The following is a 23169-nucleotide window of genomic DNA, read 5'->3' as shown; positions in this document are numbered from 1 at the left end:
CGGTCCAGTGTGACCTGCAGCGGAAGCCAGCCATCGAACGGGGCGAGGAGGCGGCGATGATCCGAAGGGTGAAACGGCTGCTGGTCGCCGTGACCGGGAGCGTGGCGGCCCTGGCGTGCACGCTGGCCCTGACCGGCACCGCGGCGGCCCAGGCGGCGCCCAAGCCGAAGCCGGCCCCCACCGGTGTCGACATCAGCGGCGAGCGGCTCGACGCGCCGCTGAAACTGCGCGCCGACACCAGCCCGAACGAGGTCAACCTGGTGATCGACCAGGTCAAGTGGCTGGGCACGACCGGCCAGCTGCGCGGCCCGGTCGCGAAGGATCTCGGTCCGAAGTACACGGTGGTGGTGCTCGCCGCCGCCGGCCCGCAGCGCACCTACGACCTGTTCCCGCTGGCCAAGGGCGGTCCCCGGATCTACCGGCCGGGCAAGCAGCCGGACCTGAGCAGCACCCGGGCCGGCTGGTTCTTCGGGCGGCTCAACATGCCCGAGACGCTGCGCTCGGTCGGCGTGCCGATGCCGGCGCAGTTCGACACGCTCGCTGGAGGCGTCGGCGGCGGCGAGCGGGTGCTTCCGGAGGAGGCGCTCGACCCGGTGCAGAACATCGACACCGCGCTCGGAGAGCTCCAGCGGCTGCTGCTGCTCAACGTGGGCATCGTGCTCGTCATCACCGCCGGGCTGGCCGGCATCGCGCTGCTGGTCCGCCGCCGCACTCGCTGAGCCCGGCCGCACCCGCTGAGCCCGGCCGCACCCGGTCAGCCCGGCAGGCGGTGCGTCAGCACCAGCGGCGCGGCGGGCGCTCCCGGCGTGTGGTGCGGTTGCGCGGGCGTACCGCGCCGTGACGGTGGGCTCCCGCCCAGCCCGACAGGTCGCTGCGGCAGCTCCGGTCGGCCGGCTCGTCGTCGGCCAGGTGCGCCGGCTCCGCCGCCCGCTGCCGGGGCACGCCCGGCTCGTCCTCGGCACGCTCCGGCACCCGGCCGGCCGGCTGCTCCCCCTGGTGGTTCAGGCACGGCCGGCGCGGGTGCGTGGCAGTCGCCGGCTGGTCGTGACCCCGCCGGCAGGCCTCACCCTGGGCGCAACCGTGCTCGGCCTCCCCCTGCGCCATCCCCGGCCCCCTCACGCGTCGCCCTCGCCCGCCCGGCCGGAGTCTGGCCCGGCGTGCCCTGACACCGTACTGGCCCGGCCGGACGAGATCGTCAGCGCGTACCGGTGGAGATCGTCACGCCGCGGCGAGGGCGTCACCTCGAAGTGGATCCGCTGGTCACGCCGTGTCAGGCTGGTGCGGTGAGCGAACCGGGCGGAACGGAGACGTCGGCGACGCTGCGTCGCATCGAGCGGGCGGCGGGCGGCCTGGCCACCGCCAGCGTGGCGCGGATGGACGAGACGCTGCCGTGGTTCCGTGAGCTGCCCGCCGACCAGCGCTCCTGGGTCATGCTCGTCGCCCAGGCCGGCGTGCGCTCGCTGGTGCTGTGGCTGCGCCAGGGCGGCGGCGCGACCGACCGCACCCAGGAGGTGTCGGACGAGGTCTTCGCCGCCGCACCGCAGGCGCTGGCCCGCTCGATCAGCCTCCAGCAGACCGTGGCGCTGATCAAGGTGACCATCGACGTGGTCGAGGAGCAGGTGTCGGAGCTGGCCGTACCGGGCGAGGAGCAGTCGCTGCGGGAGGCGGTGCTGCGCTTCTCCCGGGAGATCGCGTTCGCCGCCGCACGGGTCTACGCCCGGGCCGCCGAGAGCCGCGGCTCCTGGGACGCCCGGTTGCAGGCGCTGCTGGTCGACGCGCTGCTGCGGGGCGACTCCCCGGACGTGCTGGCCAGCCGCGCCGCCGCGCTGGGCTGGACGGACGCGCCGCCGGTGGCGGTGGCGGTGGGCCGCTCCCCCGGCGGCGAGGTGGCAGCCGTGCTGCACACCGTCTACCGGCAGGCCCGGCGGATCGGCGTCGAGGTGATCGGCGGCGTGCACGGCGACCGCCTGGTCATCGTGCTGGGCGGGGCTGCCGATCCGGTGGCGGCCACGGAGAAGCTGCGTACCGCCTTCGGTGAGGGGCCGGTGGTGGTCGGGCCGGCGGTGCCCAGCCTGGACGAGGCCACCGAGTCGGCGCGGGCCGCGCTGGCCGGGTTCCGGGCCGCGCCGGCCTGGCCGACCGCGCCGTGCCCGGTCGCCGCCGACGAGCTGCTTCCGGAACGCGCGCTGGCCGGTGACACCGAGGCCCGCCGCCGGTTGCGCCACGACGTGTACGCGGCACTGGCCCGCTCCGGCGGCGAGCTGCTGGAGACGCTCGACGCGTTCTTCGCCGCCGGCGGCACGCTGGAGAGCGCGGCCCGGGCGCTGTTCGTGCACCCGAACACCGTGCGCTACCGGCTGAAGCGGATCGCCGAGGTGACCGGATTCTCGCCGCTGGCCCCGCGCGACGCGTTCGCGTTGCAGGTCGCGCTGACAGTGGGACGCCTCGACCCGGTGGTGCCGACGGTCTCCGACCGGCGATGATCGCCGACAATCTTTGTAGGATTCCTCTAAAGGTTCTAGTGCGGTTTGGTGCCGTACGTTACAGCGCGGCACGCCGGTATCCGTCAGAGTCGTACACGTGCTCGCCGTACTCTCTCCCGGACAGGGTTCGCAGAAGCCCGGCTTCCTCGCGCCGTGGCTCGACCTCCCCGGCGCCGAGGCGCGTCTGCGCTGGTGGTCGGCGCTGGCCGGGGTGGACCTGATCCACCTGGGCACCCGGGCGGACGCGGACGAGATCAAGGACACCGCCCGTACCCAGCCGCTGCTGGTCGCCGCCGCGCTGCTCGCCGCCGAGCACCTGCCGATGCACGACGTCGGGCTGGTCGCCGGGCACAGCGTCGGCGAGCTGGGCGCCGCCGCGCTGGCCGGGGTGCTGCCGGCCGAGGCCGCCGTGACGCTCGCCGGCGTACGCGGGCGGGAGATGGCCGCCGCCTGCGGGCTGGAGCCGACCGGGATGGCCGCCGTGCTCGGCGGCGACCCGGACGAGGTGCTCGCCGCGCTGACGGCGCACGGGCTGCACCCGGCCAACCGCAACGGCGCCGGTCAGATCGTGGCCGCCGGCGCTGTCGACGCGCTGGACAGGCTCGCAGCCGAGCCGCCGACCCGCACCCGGGTCATCCGGCTCCAGGTGGCGGGCGCGTTCCACACGCCGTACATGGCGCCGGCCGAGACCGCGCTCGCCGCGGTCGCCGCCGGTGTCCCGGCCTCCGCCCCGGCCCGGATCCTGCTGTCCAACCTCGACGGCGCACCGGTCGGGCACGGCCCCGAGACGGTACGCCGGCTGGTCCGGCAGGTGACCGCTCCGGTCCGCTGGGACCTGTGCATGCGTACGCTGGCCGACCTCGGCGTCACCGGCGTGATCGAGCTGCCGCCGGCCGGCACCCTGGCCGGGCTGGTCAAGCGGGAGCTCAAGGGCGAGGGCGCGCCCGAGATCGTCACCCTGAACACGCCGGCCGACCTGCCCGCCGCGCGCCGCCTGATCGCCCGGCACGCCGGTCCCGCCGCGCGGCCGACCGCGCCGTCGTTCCGGGTGGTCGTCTCCCCCGCCGCCGGCCGCCTCGACCTGTCGGCCGGACCGGCCGAGGGTGCCGGGGTACGCGCCGGACAGGTCCTCGGCCACGTCACCACGGGCCGGGGGCCGGTCGAGGTGACCGCGCACGACAACGGGCCGCTCGTCGAGTGGCTCGCACACCACGACGACCCGGTCGCACCGGGCCAGCCCCTCGTCCGTATCGGAGGAACGCACTAAATGGCCGGCAGCCGGATCGTCGCGATGGGGCACTACCAGCCCTCCCGCGTCGTCACGAACGACGAGATCGCCCAGATGGTCGACACCAACGACGAGTGGATCCGGGACCGGGTCGGCATCGTCACCCGGCGGATCGCGGGCGACGAGACGGTGGCCGACATGGCCACCGCCGCCGCCGGCAAGGCGCTCGCCAACGCCGGGCTGACCGCCGCCGACATCGACCTGGTCGTGGTGGCGACCTGCACGTCCGTGGACCGCAGCCCCAACGTGGCCTGCCGGGTCGCGGCCAAGCTGGGCATCAACGCGCCCGGGGCGTACGACCTCAACACCGCCTGCTCCGGTTTCGCGTACGCGCTGGGCACCGTGGACCACGCGATCCGGGCCGGCGCGGCGCGCAACGCGATCGTCATCGGCGCGGAGAAGCTCTCCGACTTCACCGACTGGACCGACCGCTCGACCTGCATCATCTTCGCCGACGGCGCCGGGGCGGCGGTGGTCAGCGCGACCGCCGACGACGAGCCGGCCGGAATCGGGCCGGTGGTCTGGGGCTCCGCGCCGGAGAAGAGCGATGCGGTCCGGATCGAGGGCTGGCAGCCGTACATCACCCAGGAGGGGCAGTCGGTGTTCCGGTGGGCCACCACCGCGCTGGCCCCGCTCGCGCTCCAGGCGTGCGAGCGCGCCGGGGTGGACCCGTCGGAGCTGGCCGCGTTCGTGCCGCACCAGGCCAACGCCCGGATCATCGACGGCATCGCCAAGCGGCTGAACATCCCGGACGCGATCATCGCCAAGGACATCGTCGAGTCCGGCAATACGTCGGCGGCGAGCATCCCGCTGGCCCTGTCGAAGCTGGTCGAGCGGCGGGAGGTGCCCTCGGGCGCCCCGGTGCTGCTGTTCGGTTTCGGCGGCGGCCTGACCTACGCCGGTCAGGTCGTGCGCTGCCCCTGAGACCCCCTCGGGCGCGAACGCGCCGAGGTGTGTGACCGGCGACGCCGGTCACCGGTAACCCCCGATGAGAGGAACCAACCGCAATGACCCGTGACGAGATCACCGCCGGCCTCGCCGAGATCCTCGAAGAGGTTGCCGGGGTGAACCCGGACGACGTGGCCGAGGGGAAGTCCTTCACCGACGACCTCGACGTCGACTCGCTCTCCATGGTCGAGGTCGTGGTGGCGGCCGAGGAGAAGTTCGGCGTCAAGATCCCGGACAACGAGGTGCAGAACCTCAAGACCGTCGGGGACGCGGTCAGCTACATCGAGGCGCAGTCCTGATCATGAGTCGCCCCGACGTCGTCGTCACCGGGCTCGGCGCGACGACCCCGCTCGGCGGGGACGTCGCGTCGACCTGGGACGCCATGCTCGCCGGCCGCTCCGGGGTGGGTGCGCTCACCCAGGAGTGGGCCGCGCAACTGCCCGTCCGGATCGCCGCCGAACTGGCGGTCGACCCGTCCGAGGTGCTGGACCGGGTGAAGCTGCGCCGGCTGGACCGCTCGGAGGCGATCGCCATCATCGCCGCCAAGCAGGCGTGGGCAGACGCCGGTCTGGACGAGGCCGGGCCGGACCCGGAGCGCCTGGCGGTGAGCGTCGGCTCGGGCATCGGCGGCGCCACCACCCTGCTCGCCCAGGACGACATCCTGGAGGCGTCCGGACCGCGGCGGGTCTCCCCGCACACCATCCCGATGCTGATGCCGAACGGCCCGGCCGCCTGGGTCGGTCTGGAGCTGGGCGCCAAGGCCGGGGTGCACACCGTGGCCAGCGCCTGCGCGACCGGCGCGGAGGCGATCGCGCTGGGGCTGGACATCATCCGCGCCGGCCGGGCCGACGTGGTGGTGGCCGGCGGCACCGAGGCGGTCATCCACCCGCTGCCGATCGCCGGCTTCAGCTCGATGCGGGCCATGTCGACCCGCAACGACGAGCCGGAGCGGGCCTCCCGGCCGTGGGACTCGGGTCGCGACGGCTTCGTGCTCGGTGAGGGCGCGGGCGTGGTGATCCTGGAGCGCGCCGACCACGCCGCCGCCCGGGGCGCTCGGGTGTACGCGCGCCTGGCCGGCGCGGGGATCACCTCGGACGCGTACGACATCGTGCAGCCGCACGCCGAGGGTGAGGGCGCCATCCGGGCCATCGCCCGGGCGGTCGCCGACGCGGACGTGGCCCGTACCGACATCGTGCACGTCAACGCGCACGCCACCTCCACCCCGGTCGGGGACATGCTGGAGATCGGCGCGCTGCGTCAGGCGGTCGGCGACCACCCGGTGCTCACCGCCACGAAGTCGATGACCGGGCACCTGCTCGGTGCGGCCGGCGCGCTGGAGTCGATCGCCACCATCCTGGCCATCCGGGACGGCGTGATCCCGCCGACGATCAACCTGGACGACCCGGACGAGGGCCTGACCCTGGACGTCGCGGCGCACAAGGCACGTCACATGGAGATCCCGGCGGCGCTGAACAACGCGTTCGGCTTCGGCGGGCACAACGTGGCGCTGGTCTTCACCCGCCCCTGAGGTTCCGCCCTGAGGTAAGGAAGGGCCCCTTCTTAACAGTGACTGTTAAGAAGGGGCCCTTCCTCTACCGCAGGCGTTAAGAGGGGGCCCTTCCTTACACCTCAGCCGCGGTTGCGGGGGTGCTGCCGGGCGGTCCGCTCGTTGCCGCGCCGGTAGTTGCCGGTCCACCGGGCCATGGCCAGCTGCGGGTCGTCGCCGACCTCGGCCAGGAACTGCGCGGCCCGGCCGCCGCGCAGCGTGCCGGCGACCCGGCCGTGATGCGTGATGACCACCGTGCCGTCGGCGCGCTCGACGTAGCGGAAACCCTGTGCTGCCTCTCCCATGGGCGCCACCCTGCCAGCCGGGGCCGCCCTGACGCATCCGGGTTTCGGCGCGATCCGGGCGGGCGGCCGGGTCAGGTGCGGCAGGTGGTGGCCGGCAGGCCGGAGACCGGCACCGGGGAGCGGCCGGCCGGGCGGGCCTTGCCGGCGAGCACCGCGGCGAGCCCGGTCATCGAGGCCCGGGTGGAGGAGTAGGTCGCCATCAGCGTCGGGGACTTCGCCCCGGACAGCACGTACGGCGTGTCCATCGCCACCGTCACGGCGGCGCCGGCGCTCAGGTCCTTCGCGCCGTCGCCGTAACCGACCAGGTGCACCACCGTGCCGCCGGAGGGCACCACCTTGACCCCGGCCGCGGTGAGCGCCTCGGTCAGCAGCTTGCGGGTGCGCTCCCGGCCGCCGGAGGAGGTCACGCTCACCGGGCCGGTCACCGCCCCGCCGCACTTGCCGCGCAGCACAGTCACGGCGGCGGTGGCCAGGTCGTCGGCGGCCTTGCGGTGGGCTGCGCCGTCGAGCGTGGACAGCGCGGGCGCGTCCCGCCCGGCCAGCCGGAACTTCATGGTCAGCACCCGGGTGACCGCCTCGACCAGGCGGGCGCGGGGCAGCGAGCCGTCCTTGAGCGCGGCGCGCAGCCCGTCGTACGCCTGGGTGACGTTCGGGGTCATCAGGATGAGGTCGTTGCCGGCGTTGAGCGCGCGCACCGCGGCCTCGCCCGGCGACCACTTCTTCGCCGGGGCCATGTTCATCCCGTCGGTGATCACCACGCCCTGGAAGCCGAGCTGGCCGCGCAGCACGTCGGTGAGCAGCTTGCGGGAGAACGTGGCAGGGGTGCCCGGGTCGACTGCCTTGACGTCCAGGTGGGCCGACATCACCGCCATGGCCCCGGCGCCGATGCCGGCCCGGAACGGCGGGAACGCGAGGCGGTCCAGCTCGGCGCGGGACTGCTTGATCACCGGCAGTTCGGTGTGCGAGTCCTCGGCGCTCAGGCCGTGCCCGGGGAAGTGCTTGACCGCGGCACCGACGCCCTCGGCCTGCAGGCCGCGTACCGCGCCCGCCACCTGGGGGGACGCGGTCGCCGGGTCGGCGCCGAAGGACCGGGAGCCGATCACCGCGCTGCGGGTCGCCAGCACGTCGGCGACCGGCGCGAAGTCGAGGTTGACGCCCATGGCGGCCAGCTCTGCCCCGGCGGCCCGCCAGGCGGCCTCGGTCAGCGCCGGGTTCCCGGCGGCGCCGGCGGCGAGCGGGCTGGGCAGCAGCGTCACCCCGTCGGTGATCCGGGTGACCACGCCGTACTCCTGGTCGGTGCCGATCAGGAAGGGCGCGGCACCCGCGGGCAGCTTGCCGGCGGCGGCGCGCAGTCCGTCGGTGAGCGCACGGACCTGCTTGGGGTTGTCCACGTTCGTGGTGGCCTGGTTGCCCGAGGTCGGGTCGTCGGCGCTGAAGCCGACCAGGATCAGCCCGCCGAGCCGGTACTTCGCCACCATCTCGGCAGGGGTGTCGACCCCTGCCAGCGCCCGGTTCCCGGCCGCCGACCCGGCCGACACGTCGGTGGCCGAGCTGCCGTACGCGTACGGCATCAGCACCTGCCCGACCAGGTCCTCGTCGCTCAGCGTGCCGACGAGCGCGGCCGCGCGGGCGGCTGGATCGGCGGCTGGCGGGTCACTCGGCGCGGGCGCTGCGGACGACGGCGCCGGGCTCGTCGGGGCAGGTCGGGGCCGGTCCGGCCCGTCCGAGCACCCGGAGACGAGCAGCGCGGTCAGTGCGGCGAGCGCGACGGCGGAGCGCCGCGGGGAAATCGACACGCGGCCCACCGTATCGGGGCAACTCGGCCGCCGTCACCCGACCCGGGTGAGCAGCGTCACCGGCGCACCGTCCCCGGCGTACCGGTAGGGCTCCAGTTCGGCGTCCCAGGCGGTGCCGAGCGCCTTGTCCAGGGCGTGGGCAAGCGCCTCCGGGCTGCGTGCGGCGGCCATCAGGCTGCGGAGCCGGTCCTCGCCGAGCTGGATGTCGCCGGCCGCGCCGACAGCGGCGCGGAACAGGCCGCGGCCCGGTACGTACATGAAGCGCTCGCCGTCGACGCCGGGACTGGGTTCCTCGGTGACCTCGAAACGGATCATGGGCCACTGCCGGAGGGCAGCGGCCAGCTCCGCGCCGGTCCCCGGGCTGCCGGTCCAGCCGCACTCGGCGCGACGGGCGCCCGGGTCGGCGGGCTGCGCCGTCCAGTGCAGGTTGACCGGCGCGGCGAGGACGCGCGCGATCGCCCACTCGACGTGCGAGCACACGGCGAGCGGGGTCGAGTGGACGTATACGACGCCACGCGTTGGCACGGTGACCTCCCGATGAGCCGAGGTGCGTCTTCCCCTACGACCTCGTCCTACCGAGTGGTACCTGGCACACATGATGACCCGTGTGACTGGTGGTGCGCCAGCGAATCGGAAAATTCGCCGGGCCCCGGAGCGGGAAATACCCGGGCGGTGGACCTGGTTGTGCCCTCTGACGCCGCGACGACCAGCCAGGTGTCGTGGTCGTGTACAGTTCTCTGGGCGGTTCTGTGCCGCCGTACATCTTCGCGGGCCGGCGCCCACCCGGGCGTCATCCGCATACAGCCCCCGGACGGCTTCCGTCCCCACCGTACGTCTGCAAGGAGTACCTCCGTGGCGAGCAACACCTCTAAGACCGCGCGCGCGTCCGTCCGGGCCGGCCAGGCTGGCCAGGGTGGCGCCCTCAGCGTGCTGGGCGAGTTCAAGTACCTGATCCCGCTCAACGGCGGCAAGCACGCCTACGTGCGCAACCTGACCAACGGCAAGACCGCGCACCTGCGCACCGACTCCGACGCCTTCGTCGAGGAGATCCGCGTGCTGGCCGCCGCCGGCCACGCCGCCAAGATCCGCGCCGAGATCAACGGCCTGGCCGCGTCCTACCCGGACCACGGCTGGGACGCCACCGAGAAGCGCCTCGTCGAGGCCGGCGTCTTCGAGGGCTGAGCGCCCTCACCCGCACCACCGCGACCGCCCGCCGGGATCACCCCGGCGGGCGGTTTCGCGTCTGCTCCTGCGGCAACAGCGTCACCTCGCCCGTGGCCAGGTCGTAGAGCGCGCCCTCCACTGCCAGCTCACCTGCGTCCACCGGCCCGGCCAGCCGGTCGTCGCGGCGCAACGCCGCCACCGTGCGCCGGACGTGGCGGCGGATCGCCAGCGGATGCGCGTCCGGGTCGTCCACCCCGACGTCGGTGACCGCCGGGGCGATCCGGTCCACCACGTACGCCAGGTCCCCGCCGGGCCGGCGTCCGGTGCGCAGCGCCTCGACGGTCGAGCCGACCGCGCCGCAGCGCTCGTGGCCCAGCACCATCACCAGGCGTACGCCCAGTTGCTCCACCACGTACTCGATCGAGCCCCGGACGGCCCGGTCCAGCACGTGCCCGCCGGTACGGATCACGCAGATCGAACCGAATGTCTGGTCGAAGATCGCCTCCAACGGCACCCGGGAGTCGATACAGCCCAGCACCACCGCGTACGGCTGCTGGTCGCCGGAGGCCACCGCCGCGGCGGCGGTGACGTCGTGCCCGTGCACCGGCTGCCCGCTGACGAAACGGCGGTTGCCGGAGAGCAGCTCGGCCAGCGCGGCGCGCGGGCTGGTGGACGGCATGCCTCCCAGCCTGGTCACCGATCCGACCTCGTGGGGCCGGACGGGAATCTTCTCTCCGGGCCGGTTGCCGTGGTCTCATGGCGGGTAACGCCGGTGTCACCGCCGGGTCATCCGGTGGACACACATCGGCGGGCCCGGGAGGTGGACGATGCCGGACCTGGAACTGCGGCTCCCCGACGACGTACGCCTGCACGTCAGCGTCACCGGGCCGGTCGACGCCGAGGTGACCGCCGTCCTGCTGCACGGCTGGACGCTGGACGGGCGCAGCTGGCACCGTCAGGTCGCCGAGCTGCGGGAACGCTTCGGCGGCCGGGTCCGCCTGGTCACGTACGACGCGCGCGGCCACGGCCGGTCGAGCTGCCTGGCGCTGCGCGACGCCACCCTCGCGCAGCTCGGTGACGACCTGGCGGCGGTGATCGACGAGATCGTCCCGTCCGGTCCGATCGTCCTGGTCGGGCACTCGATGGGCGGGATGACGGTGATGGAGTACGCCCACCGGCACCCCGGCCGGTTCGCCGCGCGTACCGCCGGGCTGGTCTTCGTCTCCACCACCGCCGAGGGGCACACGCACACCGCGTACGGCCTCTCCCCCCGGATCACCCGGCTGATCCGCCTGGCCGAGACGACAGGCGCCGGGGTGCTGGCCCGCTGCGGCGGCTGGCGGCCCCCGCACGCGCTGCTGCGCGCGCTGCGCCCGAGCATCCGCTGGATGCTGTTCGGCGACCGCTGCGACCCGGCCGACATCCGGCTGGTCACCTCAGCGGTGGCCCGGGCCACGCTGCGCTCGATCGGCGGTTTCCGCGCCTCGATCGGCGCCCAGCACCGGCTGGAGACGCTCGCCGCGCTCGGCGGGCTGCCGGCGGCCGCGCTGGTCGGGGACCGGGACCGGCTCACCCCGCCGCCCTGCGCCGAGTCGATCGCGGCGGCGCTGCCCACCACGGAGCTGACCGTCTGCCCGGGTGCCGGGCACATGCTCATGATGGAGCGCCCCGACGAGGTGAACGCCGCCCTCGCCGGCGTGCTGGACCGGGTGCTGGCCGGCCGCCCGGCGACCCGCCTCTGAGCGTCTCCGCTCGCGAGCGGCACTGACGTACGCCACGTGCGCGGCATGCCCCGGCGTGGCGGTTGCCGGCGGCCCGTACCCTCATTCAGCCCGTCGTGCCCTCCGAACACAGGAGCATCCGCGTTGACCGACCAGACCACGCTGGACCGGGAGATCGCCGCCGAGCAGCGCCACCTCGACCGGGTGTACGCCCGGCTGGCCGAACTGCGCCGGTCGGCGGCCGACGCCGAGCGGGAGGGCTACCGGCTGGCCCGGGTCGGCAACTTCGGTGCGCTGGTCGAGCGGGACGCGATGGTCTTCCACGCCGCCCAGCGCCGGCACGTGCTGGACGCCGAGCACGAGGGGCTGGTGTTCGGCCGGCTGGACCTGCGTACCGGGCAGGTGCTGCACGTCGGCCGTCTCGGTGTGCGGGGCGTGGACGCGGAGACGCTGGTGGTGGACTGGCGGGCACCCGCCGCCGCCGCGTTCTACCAGGCCACGCCCGCCGAGCCGCGCGGTGTGGTGCGCCGGCGCACGATCCAGTCCGCGTCCGAGAAGGTCACCCGGATCGAGGACGACCTGCTGGACCCGGAGGCCGCGCCGCCGGACATGGCGGTGGTCGGTGACGGGGCGCTGCTTGCCACGCTGTCCCGGGCCACCGGCCGGGGCATGCGCGACATCGTCGCCACCATCCAGCGCGAGCAGGACGAGGCGATCCGTTCCCCCGGCAACGGCGTCACGATCGTCTCCGGCGGCCCCGGCACCGGGAAGACGGCGGTGGCGCTGCACCGGGCCGCGTACCTGCTCTACTCCGACCGGGCCCGGTACGCCGGCGGCGGCATCCTGGTGGTCGGCCCGTCCGGCGTGTTCGTCGAGTACATCGCCTCGGTGCTGCCGTCGCTGGGCGAGGAGACCGCCACGCTGCACTCGCTGGGCTCGCTGTTCCCCGGCCTGTCCGCGTCCCGGACGGACCCGCCGGACGTGGCGGCGGTGAAGGGTTCGCTGCGGATGCGCCGGGTGCTGGAACGCGCGGTACGCGACGCGGTGCCGGACTCCCCCGCCGAGCTGCGCCTGCTCTACCGGGGCGAGCTGCTGCGCCTGGAACGTCCCGCGCTGGACGCGATCCGGGACCGGACGCTGGCCCGTGGGGCACGCCGCAACGAGGTACGCCGGGCGGCGTTCGACGCGGTGCTCGCCGCGCTCTACGCGCAGGCCCGCACGCTGCGGGTGGGACGCCTGCCGGAGCAGCCCGCGTTCGAGGACGAGATCATCGAACGGCCGGAGTTCCGCGAGTTCCTCAAGGCCTGGTGGCCCCGGCTGCACCCGAGGCACGTGCTGGACTGGCTGGCCCGCCCGGACCGGCTGCGCCGCTACGCCGGTGGGATCCTCTCCTCGGCGGAGATCCGGCTGCTCGGCGACGCGTACCGGAGCCTCGCGACCGAAGGGCTGACGGTGGCCGACATCGCGCTGCTGGACGAGCTGGACGCGCTGCTCGGCAAGCCGGTGCGGCGGGCCCGCCCCAAGCGCGACCCGTACCAGCTCGCCGGTGGCGTGCGCGAGCTGAGCACGTACGCCGATCGGCAGCGCGCCGCCCGCGCGGCGGCGCGGGAGCGTCCGGACGACTACCGCGACTACGCGCACGTGGTGGTGGACGAGTCGCAGGACGTCTCGCCGATGCAGTGGCGGATGGTCGGCCGGCGCGGGCGGCTGGCGTCCTGGACGGTGGTCGGCGACCCGGCGCAGACCGCCTGGACCGGCGACCCGCAGGAGCTGGACCGGGCCCGGGACCAGGCGCTGGGCCGGCGCAAGCGGCACCGCTACGAGCTGACCACCAACTACCGCAACTCTGCGGAGATCTTCGCGGTGGCGGCGGCGGAGATCCGCCGTCTCTACCCGGACCTGCCGCTGCCCGACGCGGTGCGGTCCACGGGCGTGCCGCCGGTCGAGCGCACGGTGCCCGCCGCCGACCTGCCGGCGGCCACCGTCGAGGCGGCCGAGGCGCTGCTCGCGCAGGTGGAGGGCACCGTCGGCGTGATCACGCCGGTGCCGCGCCGGGACGAGGTGGCCGGCTGGCTGGGCAGGCTCGGCGCGGGCCGCCTCCAGGTGGTGACCAGTCTCCAGGCCAAGGGCATGGAGTACGACGGCGTGGTGCTGGTGGCGCCGAGCGAGATCCGGGCCGACCCCGGCTCGGGTGTCCGCACGCTCTACGTGGCGCTGTCCCGGGCCACCCAGCGTCTCACCACGCTCGACCCCTCCTGACGGACACCCGACCGTGACCCGGCTGTCACCCATAGTTCAGTTGCATACATAGCGATGTGAACATACATTGGGCCTGGCCGGTACGGGGCAGGAAGGGTGTTGGCGTGGGCGCAGGTCATGACCACAGCGGCGCGGTGACCAACGCGGCGCACCGCCACCGGGGCCGCCTCTGGGCCGCCTTCGCGCTGCTCGCCGCCCTGATGGTGGTCGAGGCGGTGGCCGCCTTCACGACCGGCTCGCTGGCGCTGCTCTCCGACGCCGGGCACATGTTCACCGACGTCCTCGGCATCGGCATGGCCCTCGCCGCGATCACCGCCACCCGCCGCGCCGGCACCGACCCGCAGCGCACGTTCGGGCTCTACCGGCTGGAGGTGCTCGCCGCCCTCGCCAACGCCGTGCTGCTCGGCGCCGTCGCCATCTACGTCCTGGTCGAGGCGGTACGCCGGTTCGGCGAGCCGCCGGAGGTGCTGGCCGGCCCGATGCTCGTGGTGGCGGTGCTCGGCCTGCTCGCCAACATCGTCGCGTTCGCGCTGCTGCGCGCCGGGTCGAAGGAGAGCATCAACCTGCGCGGGGCGTACCTGGAGGTGCTCGGCGACCTGCTCGGCTCGCTCGGCGTGATCGCCGCCGCGTTGATCATCACGGTGACCGACTGGTGGTGGGCGGACCCACTGGTCGCCGTCGGCATCGGCCTGTTCATCCTGCCGCGCACCTGGCGGCTCGGCCGGGCCGCGCTGCGCATCCTGGTGCAGGCCGCGCCGGAGCACCTCCAGGTCACCGCCGTGCACGACCGGCTGGCCGCCGTACCCGGCGTGGCCGAGGTGCACGACCTGCACGTCTGGACGCTCACCTCGGGCATGGAGGTGGCCTCGGCGCACCTGACCACCGATCCGGGCGTGGACCCGGGCGTGGTGCTGGCCGCCGCGCGGGCCGCCCTGCACGAGGACTTCTCCATCGATCACGCCACGTTGCAGGTCGAACCCGGAGCGTCGGCCGGAGTGTGCGGACAGACCGAGTGGTGATTAGGACACACTTAAATCACTGTGGCTAATGTAGTCTTATGCCGGTTTTGCCCCGCCTAGTGGCACTGCTCCACGGAGCCGTGCCCGGGCAGCGCCGGTAGTCTCGGTCGCGGCCGCACCCGCGGGCGCCACCCGGCCCCGGTGGGGCGGCCGTCGCCTAATCGTCCGCAGGGACGAGCCGGGGAACCACGTACGTGGGGTGCATCCGCGTCAGCGGTAGGGATCTTCCGTCCCGAACCCGTCAGCTAACCCGGTCGGCGTTGACGGAAGGACGTGTGAATGCCCCCAGTGGCACCTGTACGACGGACGGCCGCCCGGTTGGCGGCCCTGCTCGTCGCGACGCTGACCCTCGGCGTCGCGACCGTTCCGGTCTCCCCCGCCTCGGCGGCGCCGGCGACCGGCCTGCTCGCCGCAGCGCCCGGCGACGACGAGGGTGGCACGCCCGAACTGCGTGCCCAGCTCGACGCGGCCAGCAAGGGCTGGCTGGAGGCGAAAGCCGCGCTGAACCGGTCGGTGAGCCGCCAGAAGCAGCTGAACGAACAACTCAAGACGGTCGGCGCCGAGCTGGCCGTACGCGACGCCAAGGTCGGCGAGATCGCCGCCGTGGCGTACCGCAACGGCCGTCTGGGGACCGCCGGGGCGCTGCTCGGCAGCAGCAGCCCGGAGGGCTTCATGGACCGGGCCGCCGCGCTGGAGCAGGTCGCCGCGCACGAGGACCGTACGCTGCGCGACCTGATCACCACCCGGGACGAGGCCACCCGCACCCGCGCCCAGCTCGACGGAGAGATCCGCGAGCAGCGCAAGCAGGTGACGGTGATGGCCAAGCGCAAGGAGCAGGCCGAGCGCGCCCTGGAGGTGGCGAACGACCGGGCCTCGCGCAGCAGCAGCGGCGGTGGCAGCGTCCAGGGCACCTCCAGCAAGAACGCGAAGCCGGCACCGCGCAACTCGGACGGCTCCTGGCCGTCGGAGTCGTGCAGCGTCAACGACCCGACCCCGGCGAACGGCTGCATCACCCCGCGCACGCTGCACGCGCTGCAACAGGCCAAGGCGGCGGGCTTCACCCGGTACGTCTCGTGCCACCGGCCCAGCGGCTCGGGTGAGCACCCGAAGGGGCGGGCCTGTGACTTCGCCGCGCAGAAGAACGGCTTCGGCGGCGTGGCCACCGGCGGTGACCGGACGTACGGCAACAACCTGGCCGCGTACTTCGTGCGCAACGCCGACCCGCTCGCCGTGCTCTACGTGATCTGGTTCAAGCAGATCTGGCTGCCCAGCAGCGGGTGGAAGTCGTACAGCGGCGGCAACGGCGACCCGTCCAGCGACCACACCAACCACGTGCACCTGTCGGTGTACTGAGCGCGCCCCGAGAGGGCCGGCCGGATCAGGCCGGCCGGCCCTCCAGGGTCGCTCCGAGACGAGCCGCCAGGCCCAGGTGAGCCGCCCGGGCCTGGCGGAACGCGTACCCGAACAGTGGCGCCGGAGCGGTGAGCGTGATCTCCACGTCGATGCGTACCGTGCCGTCCGGCTCGTCGCGCAGCCGGGTGTGGTTGCGGACCGTCGTCGCGGGCTGCTGACGCGCCACTGTGACCACCTCGTCCTCGCCGGCGATCAGCACGTCCGCCTGGTACGTGACCGGGAAGTGCAGCGGGCCGAGTTGCAGCCGGTCGGTGATCGCGTAGCTGGCCAGCGCGCCCGGCCGGGCCGGCAGCTTCCGGACCCGGACGATCAGCGGATGCAGCTCGCCCTGGCGACTCAGGTCACCCAGTAGCGCCACCGCTTCGGCCCGGGTGCACCGGGCCTGCACGGTGTAGCTGAAGCTGTCGCTGCTCTGCAAGCGGGCCCCCTCGCCGTCGTGCGTCGCGACGATCGTCCCGTACCGACGCCGGACTGGCAACGGGTAGAAGGTCCCCTGGCTGCAGGGGGTGTGGACGGCGCGCTCAGGCGCCGGGCAGCACCTCGGGGGTGTCGTCGGCGAACCACGGCTCGGGCGCGCCGAACAGGCCGAGCAGGCCGGTCACCCAGAGCTGCCGGTGCACGAACCGGCTCGGCTCGGTGACCACGAGCTTGACGCCGCTGACCTCGCAGGTCTGGAAGCCGGCGACCATGGCGCTGATGCCGACCGAGTCGATGAACGTGACGAGCCGCATGTTCAGCTCGATTCGCGAGGGACGGCCCTTGGCGAGCACTTCGGCGATCGCTTCCCGCACCTCGTACGCGGTGTCGACGTCGATCTCCCCACGGGGCGCGATCTGGACGACACCACCCGGCCGCACCGACTTCACGATCGACAGGCTCACGCGAGCACCTCCACTCGCCCATGACGGGCGCCTCATCAGTACGCGGGCCGCGACCGAGAGTATTCCTCCAACGGCCCGGTCGCCACCCCCCGGGATGAGCAATTCGCGAACTGGGCACACCTGGGCGTACCCAATCCGGACCTCCGGGTTCCAGTTTCCCCTGTATGGCGGGTCGCGGCCAACCATGCGACCGGGCGGGCCCGCCGATCCGCCGACCAGGGTAGCGGGCGCACGCACGTCCCGTGGGCACCGGTCCCGGCGCGTTCGGGTGGTTCGTCCCGTTCGCTGCTCACGGCCGGGAACCACGGCGTGGTTTGCCGCGCGCGCCGGTGGGGCACTGCCCGAGACAGTGAACCCGCCGGATGGACACCGGAGTCCGAAGTGGCCGCCGGCCTTCGGCACCCGAGGAGGTAGAACGATGTTCGGATCCAACCTGCTGGACCGCCGGGGCAAGGCCGAGCGGGTCGCCGACCAGGCGTGGCAGAACCTGCTCTCCGCCGCCGGTTCCGCCGGTGACAGCGTGCGCGACGCCACCCGGACCGCCCGCCGCAGCTCCTCCGGCCTGGCCGACGACGCCACCGACCTGGTCGGCTCCGCCGCCGACGAGGCACGCCGCCGGGCGTCCCTCGCCTTCGACGCGCTCGCCGGCCGCCGGCCCGCCCTGCCCTGGACGCTGCTGATCGCGGCGGCGCTGGCGGGCGCGGCGATCGGCTGGGCCGCCGGCACCGCGGCGCGCGCCGCCGGCAGCCGGGACCGGGCCGCGGACGAGATCGAGTTCGTGGACGTGGACCGGCCGAACTCGCCGGCCGGCCTGGACGGCTGACCCGCCCGTACGACACGACAACGGCCGCCCCCGGGACTCCCGGGAGCGGCCGTCGTGCTGCCTCACCCGGGCCGGGTGAGGCCCGCTCACCCGGGGCGCGCGCAGGATCGCGGGTGCGGGACCACGTGCCCGCGCCGCGATCGACGGGAGGGGGAGCCGGATGGCCACCGACACGATCACGCGTACCGACCGGGACATCCAGTCCGCCGTGCTCGACGAGCTGACCTGGGAGCCGCGGGTCGGCCCGGACGAGATCGGGGTGACCGTCACCGAGGGCGTGGTGACGCTCACCGGACGGGTGGACAGCTACGCCAAGAAGTGGGCCGCCGAGCGGGCCGCGCACCGGGTCGCCCGCGTCCGCGCGGTCGCCAACGACATCGCCGTCCGGATCGACACCGCGGCCGGGCGGGAGGACCCGGAGATCGCGGTCGCGGCCGTACGGGCGCTGGAATGGGACGCGTTCGTGCCGATCGAGGCGTTGCAGGTGACGGTGGCCGACGGCTGGGTCACGCTGCACGGCGAGGTCGAGTGGGAGTACCAACGGCGGGCCGCCGAACGCTCGGTCGCCCGGCTCACCGGCGTGTGCGGGGTGAGCAACGGCATCGCGGTACGCCCCGCCGTGCGCGCCGACGGCGGTGACCTGGCCGAGCGGATCGTGGATGCGCTGGCCCGCAACGCCGCCACCGAGGCCGAGCAGGTCGACGTGCGGGTGCACGGCGACACGGTGCTGCTGGACGGGCAGGTCCACTCCGCAGGCGAGCGCGAGGAGATCGAGCGGGTGGTGTGGAACGCCCCGGGCATCCGGGAGGTGCGCAACCACCTCGCCGTGCGCTGACGGAACCACCCCGCCCGGGTGAGCCCGCCTCACCCGGGCCGCGGCCATGGTGGGAGGCATGAGTGATCCGAACGGGCTGATCACACCCGGGCGGGCCGCGCCCGGGTTCACGCTCCCGGCGGCGCCGGACGGACGGGAGGTGGGCCCCGGGCAGTTCCGGGGCCGTCCCGTGGTGCTGGCCTTCTACCCGGCGGACTGGTCACCTGTGTGCGGCGAGCAGATGACCCTGTACCAGGCCGCCCTGCCCGAGCTGGAGCGGTACGACGCGGTGCTGCTGGGCATCTCGGTGGACAGCGTCGACTCGCACCGGGCGTTCGCCGAGAGCCGGGGCATCCGGTTCCCGCTGCTCGCCGACTTCGAGCCCAAGGGCGAGGTGTCGCGCCGGTACGGCGCGTACGCGCCGCACGGGCAGTCGGACCGGGCACTCGTGGTCCTCGACCCGGACGGCCGGGTGGCCTGGAGCCATCTGTCCCCGCCCGAGGTGAACCCGGGCGTGGACGGGATCCTCGACGCGCTGGAACGGCTGGAGGCGGATCGGCGGGTGAGTACCGGATGACCACGCCCCTTCAGGTCACCACCGCGCGGCTGCGGATCCCGGTGACCGAACGCGACCATGTCCGCGGGCCGGTGGACGCGCCGGTCACCGTCGTCGAGTACGGCGACTTCCAGTGCCGGTTCTGCGGCGCCGCCTACCCGAACCTGGCAGAGGTGCTGCGCCAGCGGGCCGACATGGTGCGTCTGGTGTACCGGCACTTCCCGATCACCAACGTCCACCCGTACGCGGAGACCGCCGCGGAGACCGCCGAGGCCGCCGCCGCCCGGGGCCGGTTCTGGGAGATGTACGACTGGCTCTACCAGCACCAGGACCAGCTCGACCAGGTGCACCTGTCGCTCGGCGTCGAGCAGATCGGCCTGTCGCCGGAGGAGATCGCCGCGGAGGTCGGCCGGCAGGAGTACGCCGACCGGGTCCGGCAGGACTTCGTCGGCGGCATCCGCAGCGGCGTCAACGGCACCCCGACGTTGTTCGTCAACGACGTCCGGCACGACGGCGGCTACGACCTGGCCGAGCTGCTGGCAGTGGTGGACGCCGCCACCGACGACGGCTGACTGTCAGATCAGCCGCAGCTCGCGCGCCCGCCGGACGGCGTCCCGCCGGCGGGTCGCGTCGAGCTTGCGGTAGATGTTGCGCACGTGCGTCTTGACCGTGTTGACCGACAGTGACAGCTCGGCGGCGATCTCCACGTTGGACAGGATGCTCTGGAGATAGCGCAGGATGGTCAGTTCCCGCTCGGTGAGCGGCTCGTCGAGCGACCGGGCCGGACCGTCGGCCGGTGCCGCTGCCGGTTGCGCGTCCACGCCCCGGACCAGCTCGCTCACCGTGGCCCAGTACGCGGTGCCCGAGTCCAGGCGCGCGGCGAGCAGGTCCCGTACCCCCGGGTCGGCCCGGGTGAAGACGCGCCGGAAGCCGTCCGGCTCGGCGAGCGCCAGCACCTCCTCCAGCAGCCGCCCGGCGCGCCTAGCGTCACCGGAGGCGTCGGCGAGCGCCGCGTCGAGCAGCCCGGCGCCCAGCCGCACCGGCAACGGCCAGTCCGCCGCGCCGGGCGCGGTCCAGTCGGGCTGCGCACGCTCGGCCGCGCGGGCGTCACCGGCGCGCAGCCGCAGCCGCGCGGCCACCAGCGCCGGCGCCGGCCCGTCACCCGCCGCGTCGAGCAGCGTCCGGGCACCGTCGACGTCGCCGACGGCGGCGCGTACCTGGGCCTCGTCGGCGGCGAACCATTCGCCCAGCTCCGCGCCGGGCGCGACCGCGCGCGCCCCGGCGAGCGTGCGCAGCGCGCCGCCCGGGTCGCCACCGTCGGCCAGCAGCCCGGCCCGGCACAGCGCGGTGAGCGCCGCGCCGCCCGGCTCCGCACCGGCCGGCCCGGCGAGCACCAGGTGGGCCGTGGCCTCCGCCGGCCGGTCCCGCTGCCAGTCCACGAACGCCAGCGCCAGGTACGCGTAGCCGCAGTCGGACCGCGACGACCAGCCCTGACACGGCGGCATCGCCAGCGCCTCCCGGGCCAGTTGCTCGGCGGCCCGCAGCGCGCCCCGGGCCGCCTCCAGCAACGCCGAGCGGCTGACGCAGAGCAGTTCGGTACGCGGCCGCCCGGCCCGCCGCGCCGCCTCCCGCGCGGCGGCGAACCGGTCCCGGGCCGTGGACAGCTCCCCCTCGGCCAGCGCGGCCAGCCCGTGCGCGGCACCGGCCACCGCGCGCACGTCGTCCCGCTCGGCCGTCCCGGCGCGCGGATCGCCGGGATCACCGGCAACGGCACTGTCGGCGTCCGGGCCGCCCGGGGACTCGTCAGCGGCGATGGTGGCCAGCAGGCGGTCGGCGGCCCGGCGTACCTCCTCGTGGTCGCCGCCGAGCCGGGTGAGGCTCAGCTCCACGGCGGCGGCCAGCCGGCCGAACCGGTCACGGCGGGGCGCGGGCAGGCCGGCGGCCTCGGCCAGCGCCCGCCGCAGCTGCGCGTCGGCGGCGGCCCGATCCCCGGCGTACGCCCGTTCGGCGGCGGCGGCCAGCGCCAGCTCCGGATCCCGGCGGACCGCCTCGGCGGGCGGCTCGGGCGGAGCGGGTACGGCGGCCGGTTCGTCCGGCGCCAGCTCGGGCCAGCGGGTGACGAGCAGTTCGGTGGCGTCGGCCCACTCACCGGCGAGAAGCGCGTGCCGCAGCGCCTCGGCCGGACGGTCGTGGGTGCCGTACCAGCCGGCGGCCCGCCGGTGCAGTTCCCGCACCTCGTCGGCGGGCAGCCGGTCCAGCTCGTCGCGCAGCACGTCGGCCAGCAGAGGGTGCGGCCGGTACCAGGGTGGGCTGCCGCCGTCCTGGTGGAGGAAGCCGCCCTCCCGGGCCGCCTCGGCGAGCAGGTGCCCGGCGTCGGGCCGCCCGGTCAGCGCGGCCGCCAGGTCGGCGTGGACCGCGACGGCCACCGCCACCCGGCGCAGGACGTCGCGGGTCGCCGGTTCCAGCGGGGCGAGCACCTCGTCCCGCAGGTACGCGGCGACGTCCGGCTGGTCACCGGCGAACCGTTCCACGGTGCGCGCCGGGTCGGCGCCGTCGCCGAGCGCGAGCGCGGCGAAGCGCAGCCCGGCCGGCCAGCCGGTGGTCCGTTCGACGAGCCGGGTCACGGCCGGGGCGGGTACGGCCACGCCGTGCGCGACGAGCAGGTCGGCCACCTCGTCGGCGGTGAACGCCAGGTCGTCGGCGCCGATCACGGTCAGCTCGCCGGCCAGCCGCCAGCGGTGCAGCGCCAGCGGTGGTTCGCCGCGCGCGCCGGCCACCAGCCGCAAGCGGCCGTCGGAGTGCCGGAGCAGGAACTCCAGCCCGGTCAGGGCGGCCGGGTCGGTGACCCGGTGCAGGTCGTCCAGGACCAGCAACACGGGTCGTTCACGGGTGGCGAGCGCGGCGGCGAGCGTTTCGAGCTGCTCGGGCCGGGGCGGCCCGTCCGGCACCGGTGGCGGCCCGTCGTCCGGATCGTCGGCGGCGGCGGTACGCAGGGCCGCCGCGAGGTAGCCCCAGAGCCGCCGGGTGGTCTCCCCCTCGGCCACCGTGACCCAGGCCGGCGCCGGCCCGTCCCGTTCCCCCTGCGCCCAGGTCGACAGCAGCGTCGTCTTGCCCCAGCCGGCCGGCGCGCAGACGAGCGTCACCGGCCCGGACGCGCCCTGTTCCAGCCGGTCGAGCAGCCGGGGACGCAGCAGGACCGGCTCGGGCGGCACGGGCGGCGTCAACCGGGACGCCAGCAGCGGCGGGCCACCCGGCAGCGCACCACCGGCGACATCGGGCGAATCGAGGCCGGTGGTGAGCAGATCGGGCGTACCGGTGATGTCGCTTGTGCCGCTCGGTGCGGTGACGACCTGGTCTGCCTCCTCCGGCATGCGTCCCTCCCCCCGTCGGTGCGGGCAGCGGTTACCCGCAGCGCGCCGGTTCACCCCTTCGGGGCGAACCCCGCTCACCCGGGCGGCGCGCACCCTGTAGGCACGCGGGGTGGCCGGCCGGGTTGGCCGGCCACCCGGGGACGGCGGGAGGTCAGGTGGCGCGGAGCGGGCGGCTGGCGGCGGGCGTGCTGGTGCTGGCGGGGGGACGGGTGGCCGGTGGCAGGTGGTGACGATCGCCGGGGCGCCCGAGCAGGTGCTCCCGGCCGGGCGGTGGCCCGAGCCGCTGCGCCACCTCGACGGCGCGGTCGAGCTGTGGGCCCGTCCGGCCCCCGGCGGTCGCGGTACCGAGCTGGCGGTCCGCCCGCTGGGCGGGGAGTGCACGCTCCCGGGGTTCGCCGCACACCTGGTCGGCGACGACCCGGGCCGGTTCCTGCGCCACGTGCTGCGGCAGACCAAGCAGCTCCTGGAGACCGGCGAGGTGCTGCGGGCGGACCGTTCGCCGCTGGACCGGCCGGGGACCGTGACGTGAGGGCGCTGTGCTGGGCGGGAGCCGGTCTCGTGGAGGTGCGCCGCGTCCCGGACCCGGAGCTGCGCAACGCCCAGGACATGATCGTCCGGGTCCGGCGGAGCACGACCTGCGGCGCGGACCTGCCGCTTCTGGCCGGGCAGGTGCCCGAGGCGTCCGCCGGGGAGGTGCTCGGACGCGAGTTCCTCGGCGACGTGGTCGAGGTCGGTCCGGAGGTACGCCGGCACCGGGTCGCCGACCGGGTGGTGGTGGGGGC

The 23169-nt window shown here is 74.8% G+C and carries 24 protein-coding genes, 1 pseudogene and 1 riboswitch; of the genes and pseudogenes, 17 read left to right on the top strand and 8 right to left on the bottom strand.

The annotated features are described in order from the left end of the window. Positions 1–56: 56 nt before the first annotated feature. Complete coding sequence (locus ABD52_RS05990) at positions 57–719, top strand: hypothetical protein (protein ID WP_047891089.1); 663 nt, start codon at positions 57–59, stop codon at positions 717–719. Between the two features lie 55 nt (positions 720–774). Here ABD52_RS05990 and ABD52_RS05985 read toward each other — a convergent pair whose 3' ends face one another. Continuing rightward, positions 775–1104, bottom strand: coding sequence for a hypothetical protein (locus tag ABD52_RS05985; RefSeq protein ID WP_013475622.1), 330 nt, complete (start codon positions 1102–1104; stop codon positions 775–777). Between the two features lie 104 nt (positions 1105–1208). On the opposite strand from ABD52_RS05985, the gene ABD52_RS05980 reads away from it, so the two are divergent. From ABD52_RS05980 to fabF, 5 genes are all read left to right on the top strand, one after another. Then, entirely contained in the window at positions 1209–2483 is a 1275-nt protein-coding gene (locus ABD52_RS05980) for a CdaR family transcriptional regulator (RefSeq protein ID WP_269635915.1), read from the top strand. A gap of 97 nt (positions 2484–2580) precedes the next feature. Then, positions 2581–3750 carry an acyltransferase domain-containing protein gene (locus ABD52_RS05975; RefSeq protein WP_047891088.1) on the top strand — a complete coding sequence of 390 codons (1170 nt, stop codon included), beginning with the start codon at positions 2581–2583 and terminating at the stop codon, positions 3748–3750. Continuing rightward, the gene (locus tag ABD52_RS05970; RefSeq protein ID WP_013287838.1) at positions 3751–4695 is read left to right on the top strand and encodes a beta-ketoacyl-ACP synthase III; all 945 of its coding nucleotides are present in this window, start codon (positions 3751–3753) and stop codon (positions 4693–4695) included. A gap of 83 nt (positions 4696–4778) precedes the next feature. Continuing rightward, entirely contained in the window at positions 4779–5018 is a 240-nt protein-coding gene (locus ABD52_RS05965) for an acyl carrier protein (RefSeq protein ID WP_007072348.1), read from the top strand. A gap of 2 nt (positions 5019–5020) precedes the next feature. Continuing rightward, positions 5021–6247 carry a beta-ketoacyl-ACP synthase II gene (gene fabF, locus ABD52_RS05960; RefSeq protein WP_013475619.1) on the top strand — a complete coding sequence of 409 codons (1227 nt, stop codon included), beginning with the start codon at positions 5021–5023 and terminating at the stop codon, positions 6245–6247. Between the two features lie 101 nt (positions 6248–6348). Here the strand turns inward: fabF and ABD52_RS05955 are convergent, their stop codons facing one another. The 3 genes from ABD52_RS05955 to ABD52_RS05945 form a co-directional block, all read right to left on the bottom strand. Next, entirely contained in the window at positions 6349–6570 is a 222-nt protein-coding gene (locus tag ABD52_RS05955) for a hypothetical protein (protein WP_013287840.1), read from the bottom strand. 71 nt (positions 6571–6641) lie between these two features. Further along, positions 6642–8366, bottom strand: a complete 1725-nt coding sequence (locus tag ABD52_RS05950; protein ID WP_036310856.1) for a glycoside hydrolase family 3 protein — start codon at positions 8364–8366, stop codon at positions 6642–6644. A 33-nt stretch (positions 8367–8399) separates the two neighbouring features. Continuing rightward, positions 8400–8891 carry a DUF3145 domain-containing protein gene (locus ABD52_RS05945; protein ID WP_013287841.1) on the bottom strand — a complete coding sequence of 164 codons (492 nt, stop codon included), beginning with the start codon at positions 8889–8891 and terminating at the stop codon, positions 8400–8402. A 327-nt stretch (positions 8892–9218) separates the two neighbouring features. Here ABD52_RS05945 and ABD52_RS05940 point away from each other — a divergent pair, with 327 nt between their 5' ends. Then, on the top strand, positions 9219–9548 hold the full coding sequence (locus ABD52_RS05940; RefSeq protein ID WP_013287842.1) for a hypothetical protein: 330 nt from the start codon (positions 9219–9221) through the stop codon (positions 9546–9548). A 37-nt stretch (positions 9549–9585) separates the two neighbouring features. Here ABD52_RS05940 and ABD52_RS05935 read toward each other — a convergent pair whose 3' ends face one another. Continuing rightward, positions 9586–10209, bottom strand: coding sequence for a carbonic anhydrase (locus tag ABD52_RS05935; protein WP_013475616.1), 624 nt, complete (start codon positions 10207–10209; stop codon positions 9586–9588). A 148-nt stretch (positions 10210–10357) separates the two neighbouring features. Between ABD52_RS05935 and ABD52_RS05930 the strand changes: the two genes are divergently transcribed. From ABD52_RS05930 to ABD52_RS05915, 4 genes are all read left to right on the top strand, one after another. After that, the gene (locus tag ABD52_RS05930; RefSeq protein WP_030271650.1) at positions 10358–11272 is read left to right on the top strand and encodes an alpha/beta fold hydrolase; all 915 of its coding nucleotides are present in this window, start codon (positions 10358–10360) and stop codon (positions 11270–11272) included. A gap of 123 nt (positions 11273–11395) precedes the next feature. After that, complete coding sequence (locus tag ABD52_RS05925; RefSeq protein ID WP_047891087.1) at positions 11396–13510, top strand: AAA family ATPase; 2115 nt, start codon at positions 11396–11398, stop codon at positions 13508–13510. Positions 13511–13614: 104 nt separating this feature from the next. Continuing rightward, a complete protein-coding gene (locus ABD52_RS05920; RefSeq protein ID WP_047891086.1) occupies positions 13615–14529 on the top strand; it encodes a cation diffusion facilitator family transporter in 915 nt (304 codons plus the stop codon). A gap of 144 nt (positions 14530–14673) precedes the next feature. After that, positions 14674–14804: riboswitch (cyclic di-AMP (ydaO/yuaA leader) on the top strand. Positions 14805–14808: 4 nt separating this feature from the next. Next, a complete protein-coding gene (locus ABD52_RS05915) occupies positions 14809–15882 on the top strand; it encodes a hypothetical protein (RefSeq protein ID WP_013475612.1) in 1074 nt (357 codons plus the stop codon). Positions 15883–15907: 25 nt separating this feature from the next. Here ABD52_RS05915 and ABD52_RS05910 read toward each other — a convergent pair whose 3' ends face one another. Both ABD52_RS05910 and ABD52_RS05905 read right to left on the bottom strand, forming a co-directional pair. Then, positions 15908–16420, bottom strand: a complete 513-nt coding sequence (locus tag ABD52_RS05910) for an SRPBCC family protein (RefSeq protein WP_235437368.1) — start codon at positions 16418–16420, stop codon at positions 15908–15910. Positions 16421–16463: 43 nt separating this feature from the next. Then, positions 16464–16823, bottom strand: coding sequence for an STAS domain-containing protein (locus ABD52_RS05905; protein ID WP_013287849.1), 360 nt, complete (start codon positions 16821–16823; stop codon positions 16464–16466). Between the two features lie 418 nt (positions 16824–17241). Between ABD52_RS05905 and ABD52_RS05900 the strand changes: the two genes are divergently transcribed. The 4 genes from ABD52_RS05900 to ABD52_RS05885 all read left to right on the top strand — a co-directional run bounded on the left by ABD52_RS05900 (position 17242) and on the right by ABD52_RS05885 (position 19588). Continuing rightward, the gene (locus ABD52_RS05900) at positions 17242–17646 is read left to right on the top strand and encodes a hypothetical protein (RefSeq protein WP_013287850.1); all 405 of its coding nucleotides are present in this window, start codon (positions 17242–17244) and stop codon (positions 17644–17646) included. Positions 17647–17806: 160 nt separating this feature from the next. Continuing rightward, on the top strand, positions 17807–18481 hold the full coding sequence (locus ABD52_RS05895) for a BON domain-containing protein (protein WP_030271660.1): 675 nt from the start codon (positions 17807–17809) through the stop codon (positions 18479–18481). 58 nt (positions 18482–18539) lie between these two features. Beyond that, positions 18540–19037 (top strand): redoxin domain-containing protein, encoded by a 498-nt coding sequence (locus tag ABD52_RS05890; RefSeq protein ID WP_047891085.1) that lies wholly within the window; start codon positions 18540–18542, stop codon positions 19035–19037. Further along, positions 19034–19588, top strand: coding sequence for a thioredoxin domain-containing protein (locus ABD52_RS05885; RefSeq protein WP_013475608.1), 555 nt, complete (start codon positions 19034–19036; stop codon positions 19586–19588). Before ABD52_RS05890 ends, ABD52_RS05885 begins: the two co-directional genes overlap by 4 nt. A 3-nt stretch (positions 19589–19591) precedes the next feature. On the opposite strand, the gene ABD52_RS05880 is transcribed toward ABD52_RS05885, so the two are convergent. Beyond that, positions 19592–22387: a LuxR C-terminal-related transcriptional regulator gene (locus ABD52_RS05880; protein WP_047891084.1), complete on the bottom strand. Its 2796-nt coding sequence runs from the start codon at positions 22385–22387 to the stop codon at positions 19592–19594. A gap of 155 nt (positions 22388–22542) precedes the next feature. On the opposite strand from ABD52_RS05880, the pseudogene ABD52_RS38095 reads away from it, so the two are divergent. Continuing rightward, positions 22543–22916, top strand: a pseudogene (locus tag ABD52_RS38095) (hypothetical protein). Next, positions 22913–23169: alcohol dehydrogenase catalytic domain-containing protein (locus ABD52_RS05870; RefSeq protein ID WP_152748191.1), on the top strand; the 257-nt coding region annotated here is incomplete at its 3' end. The pseudogene ABD52_RS38095 and the gene ABD52_RS05870, both read left to right, overlap by 4 nt.

The sequence above is a fragment of the Micromonospora sp. RV43 genome (genome assembly GCF_001029515.1).
Classification (GTDB): Bacteria; Actinomycetota; Actinomycetes; order Mycobacteriales; family Micromonosporaceae; genus Micromonospora; species Micromonospora aurantiaca.
The sequence above is the reverse complement of the archived record's forward strand: the minus strand, read 5'-3'. Positions and strand labels throughout refer to the sequence as shown.

What these genes read in the sequence shown, in the direction of transcription:
- ABD52_RS05990 (WP_047891089.1), top strand. Translation starts at nt 57, where the DNA reads ATGATCCGAAGGGTGAAACGGCTGCTGGTCGCCGTGACCGGGAGCGTG.
- ABD52_RS05985 (WP_013475622.1), bottom strand. Translation starts at nt 1,104, where the DNA reads ATGGCGCAGGGGGAGGCCGAGCACGGTTGCGCCCAGGGTGAGGCCTGC.
- ABD52_RS05970 (WP_013287838.1), top strand. Translation starts at nt 3,751, where the DNA reads ATGGCCGGCAGCCGGATCGTCGCGATGGGGCACTACCAGCCCTCCCGC.
- ABD52_RS05965 (WP_007072348.1), top strand. Translation starts at nt 4,779, where the DNA reads ATGACCCGTGACGAGATCACCGCCGGCCTCGCCGAGATCCTCGAAGAG.
- fabF (WP_013475619.1), top strand. Translation starts at nt 5,021, where the DNA reads ATGAGTCGCCCCGACGTCGTCGTCACCGGGCTCGGCGCGACGACCCCG.
- ABD52_RS05955 (WP_013287840.1), bottom strand. Translation starts at nt 6,570, where the DNA reads ATGGGAGAGGCAGCACAGGGTTTCCGCTACGTCGAGCGCGCCGACGGC.
- ABD52_RS05935 (WP_013475616.1), bottom strand. Translation starts at nt 10,209, where the DNA reads ATGCCGTCCACCAGCCCGCGCGCCGCGCTGGCCGAGCTGCTCTCCGGC.
- ABD52_RS05930 (WP_030271650.1), top strand. Translation starts at nt 10,358, where the DNA reads ATGCCGGACCTGGAACTGCGGCTCCCCGACGACGTACGCCTGCACGTC.
- ABD52_RS05915 (WP_013475612.1), top strand. Translation starts at nt 14,809, where the DNA reads ATGCCCCCAGTGGCACCTGTACGACGGACGGCCGCCCGGTTGGCGGCC.
- ABD52_RS05900 (WP_013287850.1), top strand. Translation starts at nt 17,242, where the DNA reads ATGTTCGGATCCAACCTGCTGGACCGCCGGGGCAAGGCCGAGCGGGTC.
- ABD52_RS05895 (WP_030271660.1), top strand. Translation starts at nt 17,807, where the DNA reads ATGGCCACCGACACGATCACGCGTACCGACCGGGACATCCAGTCCGCC.
- ABD52_RS05890 (WP_047891085.1), top strand. Translation starts at nt 18,540, where the DNA reads ATGAGTGATCCGAACGGGCTGATCACACCCGGGCGGGCCGCGCCCGGG.
- ABD52_RS05885 (WP_013475608.1), top strand. Translation starts at nt 19,034, where the DNA reads ATGACCACGCCCCTTCAGGTCACCACCGCGCGGCTGCGGATCCCGGTG.
- ABD52_RS05880 (WP_047891084.1), bottom strand. Translation starts at nt 22,387, where the DNA reads ATGCCGGAGGAGGCAGACCAGGTCGTCACCGCACCGAGCGGCACAAGC.